The organism is Streptomyces sp. DSM 110735 (assembly GCF_016482685.1).
Classification (GTDB): Bacteria; Actinomycetota; Actinomycetes; order Streptomycetales; family Streptomycetaceae; genus Streptomyces.
Map to the genome: position 1 here is coordinate 48,381 of NZ_JACYHF010000016.1, position 20,229 is coordinate 68,609.

Sequence of the window (20,229 nt, forward strand, 5' to 3'; positions counted from 1 at the left end):
TGTCGCTCGGGTACGCGGCGTGACGCAATGACCTTGGCAGCAAGGGGAGTTTCTGTTCGGGAGCGCGAAAGCACGCGAAACAGCCTCGGTGTTGGGGCAGGTCGGACCGCACCTGTCCGCCGTTCCCGCCGAAGCGGGCCGAAGAGCGGGGGTGCGCGGTGGGGGAGACGTCCGGCGCGGTGGCGGACTTCTGCGGGCTGCTCCGTCGGCTGGTCCGTGGCTGCGGAGTCCAGCAGAGCGATCTGGCCCGCGCCCTGCACCGCAGCGAGCCGACGGTCTCGGCCCTCCTCAACGCCCGACGCGCCACACCGCCCTCCTGGGACGACGTGCTCGGGGTGGTGGAGTACTGCCACGCGCGAAGCGGTCCTCGTCCGCCCGCCGGACTGACCTTCGATCGGGGGTGGTGGCGGCTGCGGCTGGAGGAGGTCGAGGTGAACGCGGCGGCGGTTGCCGCGCGGCGGACGGAGAGGCAGGCGGAGAGGCGGCGTACCGGGCGACGGAGCGCGATGCCACCGCCGCTGCCGGTCGACACCCCGCTCGACTTCGCCGGAGCGGTCGGGACCCTCGTCGGCGGACGCCCGGACTTCCACGGGCTGGCCGAGGAACTCCTGGAACCGCTGCGGCTGACCGGCGGCACGTCGGCCGACCCGCGCCCGGTGCTGGAGGGGTTCGCGGAACGGGTCCGGTCGAGCCACGGCACCGCCCGCACCGCCCTGCTGTGCGCGGCCGACCTGACCGTCCTCGTGACCGCGTTCAGCCAGGCGGTCGCGCAGTCCGGCATCGTGTACGACCCCGAACTGGGCCCGGCGCGCAACGGCGACCCCACCACCGACATCGTGACCGAGCTGGAGCAGGTCACCCTGGGCTCCACGAGGGTCGGCACCCCGGCGGGTCGCCGCCACGAGATCGAGACGGCGTACTCCTACGCGGCCGACCTCGTCCATGGCACCGGAGCCCGTGAGGTCGACCCCGGCGACCTGGCCCGGACCGCCTGGCGCCGCTACGAGACCCTCCTCGACCACGTCCTCTGGGACTGCCCCGAGCTGCGCCTCACCTCCCACACGGAGGACCCGCCCGAAGCCGTGGAGCCGCCGCCCTCCACCGACTCACCTCTCCCCACCGCCCTCACCGGTCTCTCCGACCTGCTGGAACAGTTCGCCGGGGGCGCCAAGGCGCCCGACCACCACCGCGGTCAACTGCGGGCGCCTCTCGCGGCGGGCGAGGGTGGCGGGCCGCGTATCCCCACGCTCGGGGCCGGCTACGTCGACCCCGCCTTCCGCGTCGCCGGACACACCGCCTCCCCTGGACTGTCTCGCGACGACTGGTGGCTGGACATGCCGCTACGGGACGACCTCGCTGACTTCCTCGCGGCGTACCTGCTGACCGACGACGCCACCCACGGCCCCTTGGTCGTCCTCGGCCACCCCGGCAGCGGCAAGTCCCTCCTCACCAAGCTGATCGCCGCCCGGCTCCCGGCGTCGGAGTTCTCCTGCCTGCGCGTCGAACTCCGCCATCTGTCGGCCGACTTGGACGTCCGGGACCAGATCGAGGAGGCACTGTGGCGCTCCACCGGCCGCCGCACACCTTGGTCCGAGGTCACGGGCCCCGACTCCGGCGTCGTCCGCGTCGTCCTCCTTGACGGCTTCGACGAACTGCTCCAGGCGGCCGCCGACCAGGCCGACAGCCGACGCCACTACGACTACCTCCAGGGCGTGGAGCGATTCCAGCGCAACGAAACCGACCAGGGGCGCCCTACCGTCGTGATCGTCACGAGCCGCACGGTCGTGGCCGACCAAGCTCGAACTCCCCTCACCAGCACGGTGATCCGCCTGGAACCCTTCGACGACGCGCGCGTCACGCACTGGCTCCGGACATGGAACGCCACGAACCGCCGGTACTTCCGCGACACCGGGCTGCGCCCTCTGACTCCGGAGGCGCTCCGACCGCACCGCGAACTCGCCTCTCAGCCGCTGCTGTTGATGATGCTGGCCCTGTACGACGCCTCGGACAACGTGCTGTCGAGGCAGGAGGGCACCGGGATCGACCGACTCGGCCTGTATGAACGCCTGTTGGCGGAATTCGTGCGCCGACAGCTCACCAAGTACCAAGGCGGCAAACCCACCTGGACGGAAGCGGTCGAGTGCGAGTTGCAGCGCCTCTCCGTCGTCGCCATCGGCATGTTCAACCGCCGCAAGCAGAGCATCACCGCGCACGAGGCGGAGGACGATCTGGCGGTCCTCCTCGGCGACGACGCCCCAGAACCCACCCCGCTGCTGTTCGGCCGCTTCTTCTTCATCCACGAGTCCCAGGCGGTGGTGACCCACACGGAACTGCGCTCCTACGAATTCCTGCACGCCACCTTCGGGGAGTACCTCCTCGCCCGGCTGATCACCGACGAGCTGCACTGTCTCCTGATCGGCGGCGGCGCCACAGACGACGGCCGCCTGCACGCGTTGCTCTCCCACGTCCCGCTCAGCGACCGCGCGGAGGCTCTGGCGAACGTGGGGGAGTTACTCTCCCCGCTGCCGCCCTCACACCGTTCCGAGCTGTTGGAATTATTGGGTTCACTTTTCCGGCAGACCCTCGACGACGACTCCCGCCGCACCCACGTCCCGTACCACCCCGCCCCACCGCACCGCACCCGGCAGGACGCGATCTACACCGCGAACCTCCTGCTCATCGCCGCCCGAACCGATGCCCCCCTGCCGCTCTCCCGGGTCCTCGGCGAGGACGCCACCCTCGACCGATGGCAGCGCCAAACCCACCTGTGGCGCTCACAGTTCGGGGAGGCATCCTGGACCGCCTTCATCTCCTCGCTCCGAGTCCAGCCCGCCGACCGCGACGCCCGGGACCTCGTCGTCCTGCCCGACACCGAGCCCGCCCCGCTGGACCCGGCGTGGGCGCTCGACCTGATCCACCTCGAAAAGCCCACGGACACCGCACGTGTCGTCGAGCAACAGCCGTTCTCCACGCGTCTGCACGCCCTCGCCGCCTTCACCTGGGACGCTGATCTCCAGCGTCTGCTCCAGGCTGTGGCACCCCTGCTCGACCTCCTCCCGGACGCCTTCACCACGTACCGCTTCGACGGCGACACCGGCACATCCGCAGCCCACGACCTCAACGCCCTCCTCTGCCGCCCGAGCCCGAGGACACCGCACGGACTCCACCCGGACATCTTGATCGGCTTAAGGGCGCTGCGAGGCGATAACCGTGCCCTCGCAGTCGACCTTGTCGCCCGCCATCTCCGCGACGCGGCAGGCGACTTACCGCCCAAGGCTGCCATCGCCCTGCTGGACGCCCTGACCTCGCCCCAGCACACCGGTTCCGGCGGAGTCGCGGCCAGGACCTGGCTGGTGTTGGCCGACTGTCTTGCGCGGCTGGCCGCACGCCGGGACGTATCCCACGCCGAACTCCGCCGGATCACCAGCAGGTTCCGCCGCGAGGCGCCCGCGCTCGAGCACGGCGGAACGGCGGAAGTGAGGCTGGAGAGCCTGCTCAAGCAGGCGACGACCACGCACCTCTGGCGAGGAGCGAACCGTGTCGACGCCGAGACGACCCTCGCCACCGCCCTCACCCTGCACGATCACATCCCGGAGGACCGCCGATCGCCCACGCTGGTGGTCGGGCTGCTCCGCCTCGCCCGCGACCTCGGGGCTAACGACTGGCTGGCCGTACACGCCGAACGTCTGCTGCTGCCCCTGGACCAGGACGGTCTATGGCAGTTGAGACCGACGGACGTCGACTGGCTGCGCCCCGCCGTGCGGGACCCCGGACTGCGTGCGGCGCTGGACCGGATCGAGGTGGCCTGGCGGTGACGGGAGTCGATCCCGTGCCACTCGACCGGGGTGTGGGGCAGAACGACTTCGGGGGGCGGGTCGTTGGGTCTTAGGCAGGTGGATGTTGTGTCTCCGATGGGATGTGCCGGTGGTGTCGAGTTCGCTGCGGGAGCTGATCAGGAGTAGGTTGGATCGTTTTGGCTGGTCCTATGGTGATGTGGCGCGGCGCGGAGGCGTCTCGCGGTCCACGGTGCATCACCTGGCGACGGCGACCCGGCTCGCACGGATGCCGCAGGAGGCGACGCTGGAGGGGCTGGCCCGGGGGCTCGGTGTTCCGGTGGAGCCCCTGCGGCGGGCGGCGGCCGAGGCGGCGGGCGTCAGCCTCTACTACGAGTCGGTGCCCGAACAGGCCGACCCCGAGGTGGAGATCCTCATCGCGAGCGTGTGCCGGCTCAGCGCGGCGGACCGCCGACACGTGGCGGTGCTGGTGGAATCGCTGCTGACGGCGGGAGCGGAAGAACCGACGGAGGAAGAGGCGGGATAGTCGGCGGTCCGGCCGTGCGCGGACCGGTGATCCAGCCGATGACCGTCTGGACGGTGGCCGCGTCGAGTTCGGCGATGTCGAAGACGGCCTGGATGTCGGTCGCCGCCAGCGGCGCGCGCAGGGTGTCGAGCGCGCTGTAGAGACGGATGCGATGGGCCTGGGGACCGGGAGCGTCGGGCACGGGCCGAACGGGGAGGTACGGGTGCGCCGTACCGAGCGGGGCTGCTGCTGTGTTCATGGTGTCCGTCAGGGGTTGGGGGCGGCGGTGCGGCCGGTCCTGCCGTGGATGCGGGCCTGCCGCATGAGGTGTTCGACCGTGCCGTGGCTGACCGTGACGCCGTAGCGGTCGTGGAGTACCTGGTGGACGCGGCGGTAGCCGTAGGACGCGCCCGACTCGTGATGGATCGTCAGAATGAGCTGGGTGAGCCAGGCGTGGCGCAGGGCGCGGGGTGACGGCGGCCGTTTCCGGTAGGCGTAGTAGCCGGACTCGGAGACACCCAGGAGGGCGACGAGTTTGCTGATCGGGTGTCCGTGCGCGGCTACTTGAGAGACGACCGCGTAGCGCCTTTTGGGGGCATCGCGTCTTTCAGGGCCTCGATCGTTCTGCGGTGCATGAGGATCTCCCGCTCCAACTCCGCGATGCGGCCGCGGGTCTGCGCCGCCTCGGGGCGGGGGATACGGGTGCGGCGCCAGCGGTAGACGGTCTGCGGCGAGATCCGCAGGCGTTGCGCGATCTCCCTGGCCGGACGTCCTTGCGAGAGGAGTTCCATGGCGAGGTCACGCAGCTCGGGGTGGTGTGGGCTCACGGGGTCACGTCTCCGGTGTCGGGGTTCATGCCGGTCGTCGCCCGCGCTCGTACGGGCGGAGCCTGACGTCTCTTCCGGGTGGGTCGGGTCGCGTCGTACCGGGGCGGGAGGGTCTCCGGCGGCCGTGTCCGCGCCGGGCGAGCGGGGTCCGGCGCCGCGTCCGCGGGCACCGGACCCCGCTCGGTCCGGCCGGGGTCAGCGGATGTGGCGGTGCATGGTCACGGTGGGCGCGAAGTTGGTGCGCGGGTCACGCGCGTCGCCCCGCGGAGCACGCGCCGTCTCGCGGTCGAGGATGACCTTGACCTGCTGCGCGAGCGCGTCCGCCCGCTCACGGATCCGGGCGATGGGCAGCCGCGAGGTCCGCAGCGCGTCCACCTGCCGCTGGATACCGGCGAGTTCGGACCGCGACGCCTTGCTCAGATGGAACTCGCGCGGGGTGGCCACCACGAACTGATAGGCAGCCGACAGGGTTTCGCAGCTCGGGCAGTGCTCGTTCGACGCCCGGCTGAGGTTGGTGGCGTTGATGAGGCGGGCGTTGCTGCCCGCCGTCGTCACGATCTGGAAGGACAGCGCGACCGAACGGCACGGGGCGTCCGCCGAGCAGCCCACCGACATCGCGGTGGCACGGTTGTTGGCGGTGACGGCGACCGTGGGGCCGTACTCGTGGATGCGGAAACTCTCGTCGAAGTCGTACATGTGGGTCCTGTCGGCACGGGAGTTGGCGAGGTCCACCGCGATCGCCGCCCTCCCGGCCGCGCCGCTCGGGGCGGTGGGCGCGGTCGGGAGGGTGACGGCGGTGGCGGGAACGGTGGCGGTCGCGGCAAAGGCAGCGGTGGCCGCCACGCCGATCCCGGCCACCCGGCTCCTGAGAAGGCGGGTGTGTGGCTTGCGGTGTTTCATGACTGGCTCCTGTGGTGGGGGCGGTGTCCGTCCGGCGGCCCGGTCGGGCTCGCGGGAGCGGACGTGGGCGGGTCGGTGGTCGGAGAGGGCGACACCGACGCCGAACCGGAGGGGTCCGGCTCGTCCGATTCGGACGGCGAGGGCCGGTCCGGGGGCGCGGACGTGGGACGTGCCGACGCGGAGACCGGCGGCTCGTCCGGCGTCGCCGTGGCGGTGACGGGCGGCGCGGCGGGCCGTGCGGTAGGGCGCGGTGCCACGGTCGTACGGCGCGGCAGCGGACGTACGGCGGGAGCACTCGCCCCCGGCCGCGACGCGGAAGGGGAAGGGGAGCCGGAGGGCTCGGGCGTGGGGCGCGGGGTCCGGGTCGTGGGCGCGCCCGGTTGCAGGGCGGGGGTGACCGGCGCCGCCGCCGGGAGCGGTCGCGGGGTGATCCCCTGCCACCACGCGAACGTCAGACCGAGGACACTCACGCACACCGCGGCCGCCAGGATCAGCCGCTTCGCGGGCTGGTCCCGGGTCGCCCGGAGCGCGGCACGCGCCAGACGGACACCGATCCGGCAGGCCAGATAGATGCCCCCGGCCAGCGGGCACAGCAGCATCAGCGTCCCGATGACCCCCACGACCCCGGCGCCCGGACGCCCGTCGGCGAAGGCGGCGTACGTCCCCGTGCACTGGTGGGCGAGGCTGCGCAGCGCGGTGGTCAGCAGCCGGGGCAGGTTCCACAGGACGTACGCCGTCTCGGCGGCGAGCACCGGGATCACCGCCAGGACCCAGGCGGTGACCGTGATCCGCGCGGGGCGGTTGAGATCGTGCGCCCCGGCGCCCGTACGACGGCGGCGGCCCGGCACCATGTCCAGCAGGACCGGCTTGATCCTGCCGAACAGGTCCGGCACGCCCGCGAGGTCCCCGAGGATGTAGTAGCCGTCCAGCCGTACGACCGGCATCAGTTGCTCGAGGACCTCGAAGTGGGTGAGGTAGAGGGCGGCGAGGAAGACGGGCTGCCCGGTCAGGGCGTAGCCGGCCGCCAGCGCCAGCATGAACACGGCGTTGAAGTACACCCCGCCCAGCCCGGTGCGCAGCCGCCCGGCACGGCCCGCCCGGTACACGTCGGTCACGTCCGTGTACATCGACGGCCAGATCAGGAAGATGCCGCAGCCGATCTTTCCCGGTGCCGCCCCGCTGTAGCGGCAGGCGGAGGCGTGCCCGAACTCGTGGAACAGCAGCGAGGCCACGGTGAGCACGAACAGGGTGATCATCCACACCGGCTGTTCCAGCACCCGCAGCAGCGGGGTGATCGCGCCGTGGACGGCGAACAGCCAGACGTCGATCGCGGCCACCCCGGCCAGCACCAGCGCCACCACCGGCGGCCAGTGCAGCCATGCCAACGCCGAGGCGATCCGCGCCACTTGCTCCTCACGGAAGATCACCCGGTGGCCACGCAGCGCCAGCATCAGATCGGAGCGCGGAAGCTTCGCCTCCCGCTCCTCGCCGGGCCCGGGGAGCGTGACCCCGAGCGGGGTGAGGCGCCGCTCCACCAGATACATGACGTTCTGCGCGGTGACCTCGGCGCCGTAGCGGCCGCTGACCCGGTGGGAGACGGCCTCGGCGGTGCGGACCCCGTCGACCGAGCCGACGACCAGGTACAGCAGCCGGGACAGCATCAGCATCTGGCCGTCCGACCGCCGCACCATGTACTTGCGCTCGGTGAACCCCGATCCCCGGTATTCACCGAGCAGTTCGAGACCCGGGCTGGGGTGGGGGACATGGAGGGCGGCGGGGTCGGGACCGGGCGCGGGGTCCGCCGCCGGGAGCGTCACGGTCGGGACCAGACGCTCCGCCGCGCGCCCCTGGTCGTGGCGGTTCTGCTCGTCGCCCTGGTCCTCGCTCCGGTCCTGGATCGGGTCCGGGCCGGGACGGGGTGCGGGCACCCGCACCCTGCCCATGAGCGGGTCGTCTCCGGACGGCGTCATGGTGGTCTCCACTGCGGGGGAAAGTCGTAGGGGCGCGTGAGCCGGTGCTCCGCGCCCGGGGGGTGATGCCCGAACGGTTCTCCTCCGCGACCGCCCCGGTGGGCAGGCGCGAAGGAGAACCGTTTACGCGGGGGCAGCGCCCCTGCTGTCGAGCAGCACTCGGAAGGGCGGTGCGAGGGCGGGCCGGGCAGATCCGTCTCCTCGCACCGCCCGGCTTGTTACTGGTTGACGCTGATGCCCTGAGCGGCCGAGGACTGGGCCACGGCGAGCGGCGAGTACTGGTTCACCGCGGCGGACTCGTTGTGGGCGTCGATGGTCGCGACCTTCTTGGTCACGCTCGTCAGCTTGGTGAGGTTGAACGAGAACCGGCCCAGCGCCTCGCGGGACGGAAGCAGTTCGGCGGTCTCGGCCTCGAGCTGGTCGATGTTCATCTGGATACACCTTTCATCGTTGAACGGATGTGTATGCGACAGGAGTTGGCCCAGTGGGGACGCATCGGCCTCCCCGCCTGTCCTGTCACGCCGCCTCCCGGCGCCCGCCGCCCGACCGGTCCCGCCCAGGGGGTAGTGGGCAAGCCGGCGGACAGCGGCGGACGAACCGGGACGCGGCCCTGCCTCCCCCGCGACCGGGCCATAAGGTGCCCGGTCGCGGGGGCCTGAACGGCGAACCTGCGAGAAGGGAACGCGCAGAAAACAGCCAACTCGCCGTCCAGAGTCTCTGGACGTTTCGTCCGGAGGCGTCGGACAGTAGCCGAAAGGGATCTGACAGTGCAAATCCTCTATATCGGACATAGTTTCAAAATAGACACTCTGTTCCCTTCGGTGGCGGAAGGTTCGTGAGTACCCCCGTCGACACATCCGCCACGCCGACGCGGCGACGTTCGGGGTCCACGCGGTTCGCTTGAGAGGCGCGGCAAGTGACGGGCCGTCGGACGACGGTGAACGCACCTCGGAAAACGAAGGGCGATATCGGCGCGGACCTCTCCGCGTGACCATTCGCTTTCTCGATCCGATACTTCACGGAACTCGGGGCAATGAAGTGATCCCATTCTCCTTGGGGTTCGCCGTTGATCGACCCCGCGGAAGTGGCCGGACCATTCCCGAATTCACCTGCTCGGACGCTACGTGCCGAGTGGTCGGGGGAGTTGGGGAAATCTACTCGAACCCGCCGCTGAGCTGCTGATTCCGCGCCCAGGGCAAAGTTCCTCGCGAAGAACGGGCGCCCATACGACTTGCCGGAAGCGAAAGAAAGGTGAGGTAGCGTCAGCCGCATCAACAGGGCCGAACCCGAAACCCTGATGTCCGAAAGGAATTTAGGTGAAGACCTTCGCTAAGGCGGTGGCCGGAGCAGTCTTGACGGCCGGCGTTGTCGTGGTCCCGCTCTCGACGCAGGCGGCCGCAGCTCCCCTCTCCGCCGCCTCGACCCCGGTGGCGTCGGCGTACCGCACGCTGCCCGCGCAGAACCACGACCACTGGCGGAACGACGACTACCGCCACGGCCGTTACTACTACAACGGCCGTGACTGCCGCCGCTACGACGACTGGCGCCGTCACTGCGACCACCGCAACGGCTGGGACCGCTACGACAACTACCGGGACTGCTTCCCGCGCTGGCGCCGGTAACCCGGAGAAGGCCCGCGCCGCCCGCAGCCGGAAAGTCCGGCGGCGGGCGGCGCCGTCATGCGGGAAAACGCCTGCGCTCATGTGCTCGCGGCAGACAAATCCTCAGTCGACCCGCACCTCGAAGACGGATAGGACTTTCCCGTCCGCCGTCACGAACCTGTCGGGAACTCCCGTGTCCCACCCCGACGTCACTTTCTCGAACACGCGGAATTCCGCCGCGTCCAGAACGGCGCGGGCCGCGTTGATCAGATCCGTACGGTGTGATCCGGAAGCCGCCGGGAACGGCTGGCCCGAGATCAACACCACCGGCTCACCAGTACTGCCGCGGACCACCGCCGTCACCGAAGCTCCGTGCACGAACAGCACGAGCAACCCCTCTCGCCGGAACGGAAATTCCCGAACCATCGATCCCGGCAACGCAAGAGAATAGCCAACAGGTGGCCGGAAACAGAGCAAACGGCGCAACAGCCCCCCGATAAAACACATAAGCGATTCCGCTTGTGTCCGTAAGCGGCACCGGGCTCAGGACTGCGGGACGGCGTCCTCGCCGAAGAGGTGCCGCACGGTCGAGCGGTGGGTGGCGCGGACGTGGGCCAGGGCGTGCGCGCGGGCGCGTTCCGGATCGCCGGACGCGATCGCCTCGTACAACTCCCGGTGTTCCGTGAGAAGTTCGGACCACTTCGTGTTCCGGCGGGTGAGCCAGCGCAGTCGGCCGTCGACCGGTTCCATGACCGAGACGAGCAGGGTGTTGCCCGCCGTGGCCAGAATGCGGTCGTGGAAGCGGGTGTTGACGTCCGTGATCGTCTCGGCGTCGCCCGCTTCCGTCGCTGCCGTCGCCTCGCCGAGCAGCTCCCGCAGCTCCTTGAGGTCCCCGCGCGTGGCCCGCGAGGCGGCCAGTCCCGCCGCGTACACCTCCAACGCCTCGCGCAGTTCGAAGAGTTCGCGGACATCGTCCGGAGCGAGACGGCGTACGACAGTGCGGCGGGCGGACTCGAAGAGGACGAAGCCCTCGGCGACCAGGGCGCGGATCGCCTCCCGCACCGGCACCCGGGAGACACCGAACCGCTCCGCCAACTCCCGCTCCACCAGCCGGTCACCGGGCCCGAGGCGCCCCGCGATGATGTCCTCGCGCAAGGTCGCCAGGACGTGCTCGCGCACCGTGCCGAGGGATCCGGTCTTCGCCGTGGTGGGGCTCATGAGGTCATCTTCCTTGCCTGGCACTGCTTTTACGGAGCCGTAACGGCGGCGCAATCCCTCCGAACGATCGACGGCGGGACCATGACGGCCTGTTTGGTATACCAAACGATCGCCGCCCGCCGTCCCCCGGTCCATGGAGGCCCCGTGTCCCTCGCCGACCGCGCCGAAGCCGCCGGTGCCCCCGCGTACACCCCCGACCCGCGCCTGACCAACGAAGACCTCGCCCCCGCCGGGCAGCGCAACTGGAAGGTCTTCGACCTCTTCGCCCTGTGGATGTCCGACGTCCACAACCTCGGCAACTACACCTTCGCCGCCGGTCTGCTGGTGCTCGGCATGAACGTCTGGCAGGTCTTCACCTCGCTGCTCGTGGGCTTCGTGCTCATCTTCGTCGGGATGAACTGGATGGGCCGGATCGGCCAGCGCCACGGGGTGCCGTTCCCCGTGGTCAGCCGGATCGCCTTCGGTGTGTGGGGCGCGAACATACCCGCCCTCATCAGGGCGGTGATCGCCATCATGTGGTACGGCATCCAGACGTATCTGGCGTCCGTCGCCGTCGACGTGATGCTGCTCGCGGCGTGGCCGGACCTCGTGTCGCTGACGCGCCACTCCTTCCTCGGACTCGACGCGCTGGGCTGGATCTCGTTCCTCGCCCTGTGGGTGATCCAGGCGCTGATCATCAGCCGGGGCATGGAGTCCGTGCGCAGGTTCCAGGACTTCTGCGGTCCCGCGATCTGGCTGGTGATGATCGCGCTGGCGGTGTGGGTGCTGGCGAAGGCCCACTGGAGCATCTCGCTGACCTCCACCCCGCACCCCGTGTCCGTCGGTGAGCAGTGGCGGCAGTGGTTCGGCGCCATCGGTCTGATCCTCGCGACCTACGGCACCCTGATGCTCAACTTCTGCGACTTCTCCCGCTTCGCACCTGACTACCGCACGGTCCGGCGCGGCAACTTCTGGGGTCTGCCGGTGAATTCGACCGCGTTCGTGGTCGTCTCCGTGATCGTCACGGCCGGTTCGCTGAAGGTGTTCGGCAAGGCCGTCACGGACCCCGCCGAGCTGGTCGCGAAGGTCGGCAACACCTGGGTCCTCGTGGCCGCCGCGCTGACCTTCGCCGTCGCCACCATGGGCGTCAACATCGTCGCCAACTTCGTCTCCCCGGCGTACGACCTGGCCAACGTCTGGCCGCAGCGCATCACCTTCAGGACCGGCGGCATGATCAGCACCGTCGCCGCCCTGGTCGTCACGCCCTGGAACCTCTTCTCCGACCCCACCGTGGTCAACTACTTCCTCGGCGGACTCGGCGCGTTCCTCGGCCCGCTGTTCGGCGTGATCATGGTCGACTACTACGCCGTGAAGAGGGGGCGGGTGGACGTCGACGCCCTCTTCGACGCGACCCCGGGCTCGCCGTACCACTACCGCAAGGGCGTCAACCCCAAGGCGCTGTACGCCTTCCTGCCCTCCGCGGCGGTCGCCGCCGTGCTCGCACTGGTGAAGTCCTTCGACACCGTCGCCCCGTACTCGTGGTTCGTCGGCGCGGCGATGGGCGCGGGGCTGTACGCCCTGCTGTGCCGGGGCGAACGCGCCGCGAGCGCGGTGGAGGGCTGAGAGGAGTGCGGATCGTCGTCACCAACTGCAACACCACCACCGCCATGACGGAGGAGATCGTCGGCGCGGCCCGTGCCGTGGCCGCTCCGGGCACGACGGTGACCGGACTGACCCCCGCCTGGGGTCCGGAGTCGGCGGAGGGCTGGCTCGACAGCCACCTCTCCGCGGCTGCCGTCCTGGACACGCTGCGCACGTACGACGGTCCGCCGTACGACGCGGTGGTCATGGCAGGCTTCGGCGAGCACGGGCGCGAAGGCGTAAGGGAGTTGGTGGACGTGCCGGTCGTGGACATCACGGAGGCAGCCGCCCACCTCGCCTGCCTGCTCGGCCGGCGCTACGCCGTGGTGACCACCCTCGACCGGTCGCGCGGTCAGATCGAGGACAGCCTGGAGACGGCGGGCGTCGCCCGCAACTGCGCGGCGGTGATCGGAACCGGACTCGGCGTCCTGGAACTGACCGACGACCCGGAACGCACCGAGGCCGCCTTTGTGACCGCCGCCGAACGGGCCGTTCGGGAAGGAGCGGAGGTACTGGTCCTCGGCTGCGCCGGAATGGCGGGACTGCGGCGGGAGTTGGGCGACCGGCTCGGTCTGCCGGTGATCGACGGTGTCGTGGCGGCGGTGAAGCTGGCGGAGTCGCTCGTCGCGCTGGGACTGACGACGAGCCGGGTGGGGAGTTACGCCAAGCCCCTTGCCAAGCGGCGGACATGGGGCCGCCCCGCACCGTGACGGCGCGGGGCGGCTCGCACTGGCGGCTTGGGCGTCAGACCGTGGCGGCGGCGGCGAGGCGGCGCAGCTCCTTCTTGTCCGGCTTGCCCACGTCGGTCAGGGGCAGTTCGGACGGAAAGGTGATGCGGGCGGGCTCGTACATCGCGCCGCGCGCCGCCCGGACCATCGCGCGCAGCTCGTCGGCGCCGGTGGTGGAGCCGGGGGCGAGCAGCACGGCGGCGTGGACCTGCTCCATGCGATCCTGGTCGCGGACGCCGAACACCGCGCTCTGCCGGACCTCGGGGTGGCTGTTGAGCAGGTCTTCCAGCTCGGTGGTGTACACATGGCCGCCGACCACGACGATCATGTCCTTGATGCGGTCCACGACGGTGAGATAGCCGTCGTCGTCGCGGAAGCCGATGTCACCGGTGTGCAGCCAGCCGTCCTTCAGCACCTCGGCGGTCAGCTCGGGCTGCTTCCAGTAGCCCTCCATCGCCATGGCGGAGCGGACGCAGATCTCGCCGTGCTCACCGTTGGGCAGCACCTTGCCGTTCTCGTCGCGGATGTCCACCTCGACCCCCGGCAGGATCCGTCCGGCGGTGCGCAGCCGCTCGGGGCGGTCCGGGTCGTGGTCGGCGGGGGAGAGGATGCTGATGATGCCGGCCTCGTTCTGGCCGTAGCCCTGCATCAGGACCGGACCCAGGCGCCGTACCGCCTCGGCGATCCGGGTGGGGGACGCCTGGCAGCCGCCGTACACCACCTGGCGGAGCGAAGAGGTGTCGGTTCGCTCCATGTGGGGGTGATCCAGGATCTGGTACAGCAGGGGAGGCAGCAGCCACATGTGGGTGATGCGCTCGCGCTCGATGGCGCCGAGCACCTCACCGGGCGCGAAGTCGTCCAGCAGGACCACGGTGCCACCGGTCTCCAGCACACCGTCGGCGAGCATCCCGGCCGCGTGCGCGATGGTGGTGACGATGAGCTGGCGGGGCGGCGTGCTGCCGTCGTCGTCCGGACGCGCGGCGCGCTGCTCCTGCACCTGGCGGTAGGTGGTGCAGATCCCCTTGGGGTGACCGGTGGTGCCGCCGGTGTGCCGGATGGCGCAGATGTCGTCGGGCTCGGCCTGGCTGGGGAAGGGCTCGGGGGACTGGAGGGCGGCCAGGGCGAGCAGGTCCTGGGCGTCGGGCGCGTCCTGATCGGGTCCGGCAGGACCGAGGGTGAGCACGGACTTCACGGCGACGGCCCCGACGATCTCCTCCGCGCGCCGCGTCATCCGGGGGTCGACGACCAGCGCCCGGGTCTCCACGTCCCGCACGATGGCGGCCTGCACGTCCGGCGCGAGCTTGTTGTACAGGTGATTGACCTGCGCGCCGATCAGATTCGCGGCGTACCGCAGCGCGATCGCCTCGGGCAGGTTGCCGCTGAGCAGGGTGACCGTCTGTCCCCGCTCGATTCCCTGCGCCTGAAGCGCCCACGCCATCCGGTGCACGAGGTCGTGGAACTCCCCGGCACCGATACGGTGACCGCCGTGCACGAGCGCTTCCCGGCCGGGTGCGTCCCGCAGACCCTCGAGGATGTCTTCCACATGGCTGCGGAAGCGGGGGGCGACGTCGGACATCTGCTGGACCTCCTGAACCGGCCCGCCGCCTCGGCGTGCCGGTCTCCATAACTGTTCTCTGTGGGGGGAATGGTGGCCCTGACCTGCGGAAAGGTTGCCCAGGCCAACCAAGATCGACTTTATGCCGAGGGGGCGGGACGTGGCCAACCGGGTGAGCGTCCGGCGTCGGAATTCGGCCCGGCGCGGGGAGCGGGGAACGCGTCATGGGGCCGCGCGGGAACGGCTGTTCGCGACCTTTGGCGGGGGTGGGGAGGGGTTCGAGTGTCCGGAATCATGCGCTGGGGGTGGGCTGGTTTCCGTGGGCGGACGGCTGTCGCCCCAACGCCTCTGCTCCCTCGCGGGCATGTTCTGTGAGGGCGACGACGCGGAGCGCCCGTTCGACGGACGCCATCTCGACGGGACGACAGGAGAAGCCCCTTGACCAGTCCTTTCCAACCCGGCCGGACGGTCGTACGGCGGGACGTACACCACAGCGGTCAGGTACGCCACGTATGGAGCGAGCACTCGCTGCGCGTCCTCGCCGACACCGGTGACGCCCTGGAAGCGGCCTGCGCGCCCGGGGCGGAGACGCGTTGGCCCGCCCTGTATGCCAAGTCCCTTGCGGAGGGCGACCTTTCCGCTCGGGGCAGGGCGTTCGACGCTCTGGCGACGGGGATGTGGGAGCAGACCTCCGGCCGCTGGCGGGAGACCGAGCTGCGGATCTGGAAGCCGTCCACCGCCTGGTTCAGCGTCAACGCCTTCTACACCGGGACCGGTCTGCGGAACTGGTACGTGAACTTCGAGCGCCCCATGCTCCGCACCGCCGACGGCTTCGACACCTTCGACCTCGCCGTGGATCTCCTCGTCACCCCCGATCTCGCCCGCTGGGAATGGAAGGACGAGGACGAGTACGCCCACGCCCGCAGGCTGGGCCTCATCACCGACGCCGACCACCGCGCCGTCGATACGGCACGTGCCGAGGTGCTGGCGATGGTGGGGGAGCGGGCGGGGCCGTTCGGGGACGTGACCGCCTGGTCGACGTGGCGATGGGACGGGGCGTGGCCGACTCCGCGCCTGCCGCGGCGGACGGGGAGGGGTGAACAGGCGCGCGCGTAGCTGGAGTTGAAGTCCCTTGACAGCCCCATATCGCTAATCGATAGTATCGATAAGCGATATGGGGCTGTGAGCTACGGGGGGAACCGTGGGTGCGAAATCCTGGTGGGACCGGACCGACAACCGGGTGCTGGAGGGCGTTCTGGCTTTGGCCGCCCTGCTGTTCGGTGTCTTCGGCGTGCTGATCCCGGTCCTCGGGGTGGTCGGTCTGATCGACCCCATGGACACGCGCGACGTCGAGCTGGACGTCACGACCCGGGTGCCCGGCGCGGTGAAGCCCGTCACCGCGGACTACGGCATGACCCTCACCGGCACCGACCGCGCCGAACTCGGCTTCGTCCACCCCGACTTCGGTCAGCGCCTGTTGCTCGCGCTGCCGGAGATCACGGGCAGTCTGCTTCTGCTGTTCGTCCTGGTGCTCCTCCTCCGGATGGCCAGGACGCTGAGGAGCGGCGATGTCTTCGTGCCGAAGAACGCCCGCCGTCTGAGCGCCATAGGGCTCACGGTGCTGGTGCAGTCCGTCCTCTCGCCGCTGCTCCCGGCCGTGACCACGGCGCTCCTGGTGCGCGGCACCGACATGGCCGACCGGGTTCCGTTCGCCGTCACCCTTTCCGGCAAGTACGTCCTGCTCGCCCTCCTCGTCCTCGCCCTGGCCGAGGTCTTCCGTCAGGGCACGAAGCTCCGCGCCGACACCGAGGGGCTGGTCTGATGCCACCTGAGGACGAACACCGGGTCAAGGTCCACCTCGACCGGCTGCTGGCCGAGCGCGGGATGACCCTGTCCCAACTGGCGGCCAGGGTCGACGTGACGGTCGTCAACCTCTCCGTCCTCAAGAACGGCCGCGCCAAGGCGATCCGCTTCTCCACGCTCACCGCCATCTGCCGCGAACTGAACTGCCAACCCGGTGACCTGCTCAGCATCCGCGAGGACTGACTGACTTCGGTCACCGCGGCAACCGTGCTACCTGGACAAGGGATTCCTCATGACATCAACCTCTGGCCGACGTCTCGCCCACGCCGCTGTGATCGCAACCTGCGCCGTCGCTCTCACCGCCTGCGAGATGTCCTCGCGCTCCTACAACGTGACAGCGGTCCCGGGAGGCGAAAGCGCCGCGTGCACCACCCTGGTGCACAAGTCCCCGCAGCATTTAGGCGGTCGCGACCGCACCGACTCCGACATCAAGGGAACAGCCGTCTGGGGACAGGGAGATGTGATCCTCCGCTGCGGCAACATCTCCAACGTCCCCAAATCCGCTCCGTGTTCGCCGGTCAACGGCGTCGACTGGGTCGTGAACACGGCCAACACCCACGACGGCACGAAGACGGTCCTCACCTACGGCCGCAGCCCGGCAGCCGAACTCACGCTCTCGGAAAGGGTCAACGACAAGAACGCGGTTATCAGCAAGGTGTCTGGGCTCGTGTCGGGGTTGCCCGAGCAGAAGACGTGTACGCGGCGGGGCTGAGCTTCTCATGGCGACGGGCGGGAACAGGGGCGCGCAGTGGACTTGATCCATCTCTCGGACGGCGTGCTCGCCGCGGGCCGTGATGTTCGTTGGACGGACGACGAGCGTAGCCCCGAAATCCGGTTCCAAGCACTCAACGCAGAACACGAGACCCCCGCCGTGCAGATCGAGGACGTGGCTCGTTCCAGCGTCTCCGTGTTCCTTCCCCTGTGTCTGGATGAGGGGTGGATCGACGAGCAGCGGAAGTTGCTACAGCAAGTGCGACGGGAATGGCCGAGCGAAGTCGTCTCGACGTCACCGGGCGCCTACGAGTGGCGGTGCTGAACGGTGGACAGCCGACGCTGCCGGATGCGCGGCCGAGGCTGAACGCCGGTCGTAGTCCACGTGACCTCGCCCGATTGACCTTCGACCCGCTTGAAGCTCGACGATGGGTACGTGCCACACCATGATCCGAACCTGATGCCGATCGGGGTCTTCGCCCGCCGATGCGGCCTGACCCCCAGTGCTTTGCGTTTTTACGCCGACTCGGGGCTGTTGCGTCCCGCCGAAGTGGACCCCGTCTCCGGCTATCGGTACTACGGGCCCGACCAACTGCCCCATGCGGCCAGGCTCCGCCGACTCCGTGAGATCGCCATGCCTCTCGCCACGGTGGACGCGGTCCTGGATGCCGAGCCGGAGACGGCGTGGAGGCTGATCGACGAGCACGTGGCCAAGGTCGTCGAAGACGCGGAAGCCACGAAACGGACAGCCGCGCTGGTCAAGTCGTCACTGGCTGACGTGCCGAGCCTGCGGATCGCCACGCTGAAGGGGCCAGTCCTCGCCGACGCGATCGAACAGGTCCTGACCGCGACCGTGCGCGAGCCGGGATTGCCGGTGCTCGGCGGCCTGTACGTGGAGGCGACCGCCGAAGCGATCACGCTGACCGCGACCGACCGGTACCGCCTCTCGACACGTACCCTCGCCCCCATGGACCCGCCGCCTGCGACCTGGTCCGCCACGGTCAACGGCGACGAACTTCGCTCCACGGCCGCCGCGCTGCGCCGTAGCCCACTGGTCGGGCTGGACGCCACCCCGCATGGCATCTGGCTTCGCATGGCAGGTCGTGAGGATCAGCACTGCCGGTTGCTCAGGGAGGAGTTCCCCGACCACCGCTCGATGCTCGCGTCGCTGCCCGAGGTCACGACGCGGGTGACGATCGCGAAGGACACGTTCCTGAGGGCGATGGAGGAACTTCCGGGTGAGCACCTGGCGCTCCGGATGTCCGACGGGAGTGTGCAAGTCCTGGCGCGCGATGGCTCCCCTCTCCATCTCACGGCTGCCGTGGACGGCAGCGATCTACGGATCGACTTCGATCTGACCACCCTCTACCCGGCCATCAGCACCGCCATCGGCCCCGACGTGATGCTCGACCTGCGCGGCCCGGAGCAGCCGGTCACCATCCGCTCGGCGGACCGCGGTGACCTCACGACGCTGGCGATGCCCGTCAAGCCCGACCACTCCGCCTGAGAAGACCTGAGAAAGAGAGACAGGGTGCCCCCATGACCACCCACGATCCGACCATGGAAGCCATTGGCGCCGCCGTCACCGAAGGACGTACCGGTTATCCAGCCTCCGCTCGCCAGAGACTCCTGGACCTCTGGTCCACGACCGGTCCCGCCGGCGACCCGCTGCACCGTTGCACCCTCACCCACTACCTGGCCGACCTCTACGACGACCCCGCACAGGCCCTGGCCTGGGACATCCGCGCGCTGGACGCGGCCGAGTCCCTGACCGAGCGACGCGTCCAGGCCCATGACACCGACCTCCAGCTCGCCGCTTTTTACCCGTCCCTCCACCTCAACCTCGCCGACAACTACCGCCGCCTCGGTTCCTTCACTGCCGCTACCGAACACATCGACGCCGCCCGGCACCACGCGCCGCATCTCCCTGAGGACGGATACGGCGACCTTTTGCGCACAGCCATCGAGGAGGTGGCCGAGGCCATCACCCAACGGAGCACCACCAAGCGGGCCTCCGCCCCAGGCCCCAGCGCGTGAAGCGGTGTGCAACTTGCAGCCTGATCCCGTCCATCGGACAAGTCTCATGATCAGTCGTATGGGCGCACTCTTCGGCTCCTACACCGCCGCTCGTGACGAAGACGCCGTTCGGGCGGCGGTCCGTGAGAACGGGCAGGCGCGCTGGGCGCGGGGTACGACTCGCTCGTCGTGAAGGACGTCGATCCGGTGGTCGCGTTGCTGGGCGGACGGCACCTGGGCTGCAGCGAACAACGTCGAAATCGCCTACCCCCTACCAGGAGGGCTAACGCTGTCTGATCCGGCGCTAAACGCCGGTGGTGCCATCGATGCGTTCCCGGACCAGGTCGGCGTGGCCGTTGTGGCGGGCGTACTCCTCGATCATGTGGACGTAGATCCAGCGGAGGTTGACGTCCTGCTCCATGAAACGACCCGTATCGGTCAGAGCATGCTCGGCGCAGTGCTCGCGGGCGCGGGCGATCTCGGCGTGCCAGGTGGCGAGGGCGTCGCTCAGAGTGGCGCCCTCAGCCACGTCGAAACCGCCGTCGGGGGCATCCGGGTCGGCCTGCGGGTCGTAGATGGGCGGCGCCTGTTCTCCGGCGAGCACGCGGCGGAACCAGTTCCGCTCCACCTCCGCCATGTGCTGGACCAGGCCGGTCAGAGTGAAGTCGGACGGCGGCACGGACGCCTCGGCGGCCTGCTTATCGTCCAGCCCCTCGCACTTCATGGCCAGTGTGGTGCGGTGAAAGTCGAGCCAGCTTTCCAGCGTCGTGCGCTCGTCGGCGTTCAGGGGCGGCATAGGGCGATCGATGGCGCTCATCGGTCGATTATCGCCAGCGGCCGAAGCCGTCGACAGGCGGGGCTTCACTACAGGGCGAACGTTGCCTTATACGGCACTAGGAGCTGTCCGGCCGATCATTGATG

21 protein-coding genes are annotated in these 20,229 nt (G+C 69.8%); 12 read left to right on the forward strand and 9 right to left on the reverse strand.

Annotated features, from left to right (window positions below; all coding sequences use genetic code 11):
* Positions 1-158 precede the first annotated feature (158 nt).
* Together IF655_RS22660 and IF655_RS22665 are read left to right on the forward strand one after the other, a co-directional pair.
* Positions 159-3,815: an NACHT domain-containing NTPase gene (locus tag IF655_RS22660; RefSeq protein ID WP_199586899.1), complete on the forward strand. Its 3,657-nt coding sequence runs from the start codon at positions 159-161 to the stop codon at positions 3,813-3,815.
* A gap of 82 nt (positions 3,816-3,897) precedes the next feature.
* Entirely contained in the window at positions 3,898-4,320 is a 423-nt protein-coding gene (locus IF655_RS22665; RefSeq protein WP_206776288.1) for a helix-turn-helix transcriptional regulator, read from the forward strand.
* 246 nt (positions 4,321-4,566) lie between these two features.
* On the opposite strand, the gene IF655_RS31820 is transcribed toward IF655_RS22665, so the two are convergent.
* The 5 genes from IF655_RS31820 to IF655_RS22685 form a co-directional block, all read right to left on the reverse strand.
* Complete coding sequence (locus IF655_RS31820) at positions 4,567-4,842, reverse strand: IS3 family transposase (protein ID WP_374100319.1); 276 nt, start codon at positions 4,840-4,842, stop codon at positions 4,567-4,569.
* A 17-nt stretch (positions 4,843-4,859) separates the two neighbouring features.
* Positions 4,860-5,126 (reverse strand): helix-turn-helix domain-containing protein, encoded by a 267-nt coding sequence (locus IF655_RS31265; RefSeq protein ID WP_307815019.1) that lies wholly within the window; start codon positions 5,124-5,126, stop codon positions 4,860-4,862.
* Between the two features lie 195 nt (positions 5,127-5,321).
* Complete coding sequence (locus tag IF655_RS22675) at positions 5,322-6,026, reverse strand: hypothetical protein (protein WP_199586901.1); 705 nt, start codon at positions 6,024-6,026, stop codon at positions 5,322-5,324.
* A complete protein-coding gene (locus IF655_RS22680; protein ID WP_206776289.1) occupies positions 6,023-7,996 on the reverse strand; it encodes a hypothetical protein in 1,974 nt (657 codons plus the stop codon). The genes IF655_RS22675 and IF655_RS22680 overlap by 4 nt, the downstream gene beginning before the upstream one ends.
* Positions 7,997-8,214: 218 nt before the next feature.
* Positions 8,215-8,427 (reverse strand): hypothetical protein, encoded by a 213-nt coding sequence (locus IF655_RS22685; protein WP_199586905.1) that lies wholly within the window; start codon positions 8,425-8,427, stop codon positions 8,215-8,217.
* 885 nt (positions 8,428-9,312) lie between these two features.
* Here IF655_RS22685 and IF655_RS22690 point away from each other — a divergent pair.
* Entirely contained in the window at positions 9,313-9,618 is a 306-nt protein-coding gene (locus tag IF655_RS22690) for a hypothetical protein (RefSeq protein ID WP_206776290.1), read from the forward strand.
* A gap of 102 nt (positions 9,619-9,720) precedes the next feature.
* On the opposite strand, the gene IF655_RS22695 is transcribed toward IF655_RS22690, so the two are convergent.
* Both IF655_RS22695 and IF655_RS22700 read right to left on the reverse strand, forming a co-directional pair.
* Positions 9,721-9,984: a hypothetical protein gene (locus tag IF655_RS22695; protein WP_199586909.1), complete on the reverse strand. Its 264-nt coding sequence runs from the start codon at positions 9,982-9,984 to the stop codon at positions 9,721-9,723.
* Between the two features lie 156 nt (positions 9,985-10,140).
* Positions 10,141-10,815: a GntR family transcriptional regulator gene (locus IF655_RS22700; RefSeq protein ID WP_199586911.1), complete on the reverse strand. Its 675-nt coding sequence runs from the start codon at positions 10,813-10,815 to the stop codon at positions 10,141-10,143.
* Between the two features lie 144 nt (positions 10,816-10,959).
* Between IF655_RS22700 and IF655_RS22705 the strand changes: the two genes are divergently transcribed.
* Together IF655_RS22705 and IF655_RS22710 are read left to right on the forward strand one after the other, a co-directional pair.
* Positions 10,960-12,417 carry an NCS1 family nucleobase:cation symporter-1 gene (locus tag IF655_RS22705; protein WP_199586913.1) on the forward strand — a complete coding sequence of 486 codons (1,458 nt, stop codon included), beginning with the start codon at positions 10,960-10,962 and terminating at the stop codon, positions 12,415-12,417.
* A 5-nt stretch (positions 12,418-12,422) separates the two neighbouring features.
* The gene (locus tag IF655_RS22710; protein WP_199586915.1) at positions 12,423-13,145 is read left to right on the forward strand and encodes an aspartate/glutamate racemase family protein; all 723 of its coding nucleotides are present in this window, start codon (positions 12,423-12,425) and stop codon (positions 13,143-13,145) included.
* A 34-nt stretch (positions 13,146-13,179) separates the two neighbouring features.
* Here the strand turns inward: IF655_RS22710 and IF655_RS22715 are convergent, their stop codons facing one another.
* Positions 13,180-14,739 carry an AMP-binding protein gene (locus IF655_RS22715; protein WP_199586917.1) on the reverse strand — a complete coding sequence of 520 codons (1,560 nt, stop codon included), beginning with the start codon at positions 14,737-14,739 and terminating at the stop codon, positions 13,180-13,182.
* Positions 14,740-15,156: 417 nt separating this feature from the next.
* On the opposite strand from IF655_RS22715, the gene IF655_RS22720 reads away from it, so the two are divergent.
* From IF655_RS22720 to IF655_RS22750, 7 genes are all read left to right on the forward strand, one after another.
* Positions 15,157-15,834 carry a DUF402 domain-containing protein gene (locus IF655_RS22720; protein WP_199586919.1) on the forward strand — a complete coding sequence of 226 codons (678 nt, stop codon included), beginning with the start codon at positions 15,157-15,159 and terminating at the stop codon, positions 15,832-15,834.
* A gap of 85 nt (positions 15,835-15,919) precedes the next feature.
* On the forward strand, positions 15,920-16,540 hold the full coding sequence (locus IF655_RS22725) for a DUF2975 domain-containing protein (RefSeq protein ID WP_199586921.1): 621 nt from the start codon (positions 15,920-15,922) through the stop codon (positions 16,538-16,540).
* A complete protein-coding gene (locus IF655_RS22730) occupies positions 16,540-16,764 on the forward strand; it encodes a helix-turn-helix transcriptional regulator (protein ID WP_199586923.1) in 225 nt (74 codons plus the stop codon). The genes IF655_RS22725 and IF655_RS22730 overlap by 1 nt, the downstream gene beginning before the upstream one ends.
* A 49-nt stretch (positions 16,765-16,813) precedes the next feature.
* Positions 16,814-17,293, forward strand: a complete 480-nt coding sequence (locus tag IF655_RS22735) for a DUF3515 family protein (protein WP_199586925.1) — start codon at positions 16,814-16,816, stop codon at positions 17,291-17,293.
* A gap of 36 nt (positions 17,294-17,329) precedes the next feature.
* A complete protein-coding gene (locus IF655_RS22740; RefSeq protein WP_199586927.1) occupies positions 17,330-17,617 on the forward strand; it encodes a DUF5959 family protein in 288 nt (95 codons plus the stop codon).
* Between the two features lie 135 nt (positions 17,618-17,752).
* Entirely contained in the window at positions 17,753-18,799 is a 1,047-nt protein-coding gene (locus tag IF655_RS22745) for a MerR family transcriptional regulator (protein WP_199587002.1), read from the forward strand.
* A gap of 53 nt (positions 18,800-18,852) precedes the next feature.
* Positions 18,853-19,329 (forward strand): hypothetical protein, encoded by a 477-nt coding sequence (locus tag IF655_RS22750; protein ID WP_242488873.1) that lies wholly within the window; start codon positions 18,853-18,855, stop codon positions 19,327-19,329.
* Between the two features lie 283 nt (positions 19,330-19,612).
* On the opposite strand, the gene IF655_RS22755 is transcribed toward IF655_RS22750, so the two are convergent.
* A complete protein-coding gene (locus tag IF655_RS22755; RefSeq protein WP_199586931.1) occupies positions 19,613-20,125 on the reverse strand; it encodes a DinB family protein in 513 nt (170 codons plus the stop codon).
* Positions 20,126-20,229: the final 104 nt, after the last annotated feature.

Bases quoted from the DNA above. Each gene is read 5' to 3' on its own strand.
- IF655_RS22700 (WP_199586911.1), bottom strand. From the start codon at position 10,815: ATGAGCCCCACCACGGCGAAGACCGGATCCCTCGGCACGGTGCGCGAG.
- IF655_RS22730 (WP_199586923.1), top strand. From the start codon at position 16,540: ATGCCACCTGAGGACGAACACCGGGTCAAGGTCCACCTCGACCGGCTG.
- IF655_RS22735 (WP_199586925.1), top strand. From the start codon at position 16,814: ATGACATCAACCTCTGGCCGACGTCTCGCCCACGCCGCTGTGATCGCA.
- IF655_RS22745 (WP_199587002.1), top strand. From the start codon at position 17,753: ATGCCGATCGGGGTCTTCGCCCGCCGATGCGGCCTGACCCCCAGTGCT.
- IF655_RS22685 (WP_199586905.1), bottom strand. From the start codon at position 8,427: ATGAACATCGACCAGCTCGAGGCCGAGACCGCCGAACTGCTTCCGTCC.
- IF655_RS22715 (WP_199586917.1), bottom strand. From the start codon at position 14,739: ATGTCCGACGTCGCCCCCCGCTTCCGCAGCCATGTGGAAGACATCCTC.
- IF655_RS22755 (WP_199586931.1), bottom strand. From the start codon at position 20,125: ATGAGCGCCATCGATCGCCCTATGCCGCCCCTGAACGCCGACGAGCGC.
- IF655_RS22750 (WP_242488873.1), top strand. From the start codon at position 18,853: ATGGAAGCCATTGGCGCCGCCGTCACCGAAGGACGTACCGGTTATCCA.
- IF655_RS22675 (WP_199586901.1), bottom strand. From the start codon at position 6,026: ATGAAACACCGCAAGCCACACACCCGCCTTCTCAGGAGCCGGGTGGCC.
- IF655_RS22665 (WP_206776288.1), top strand. From the start codon at position 3,898: ATGTTGTGTCTCCGATGGGATGTGCCGGTGGTGTCGAGTTCGCTGCGG.
- IF655_RS22680 (WP_206776289.1), bottom strand. From the start codon at position 7,996: ATGACGCCGTCCGGAGACGACCCGCTCATGGGCAGGGTGCGGGTGCCC.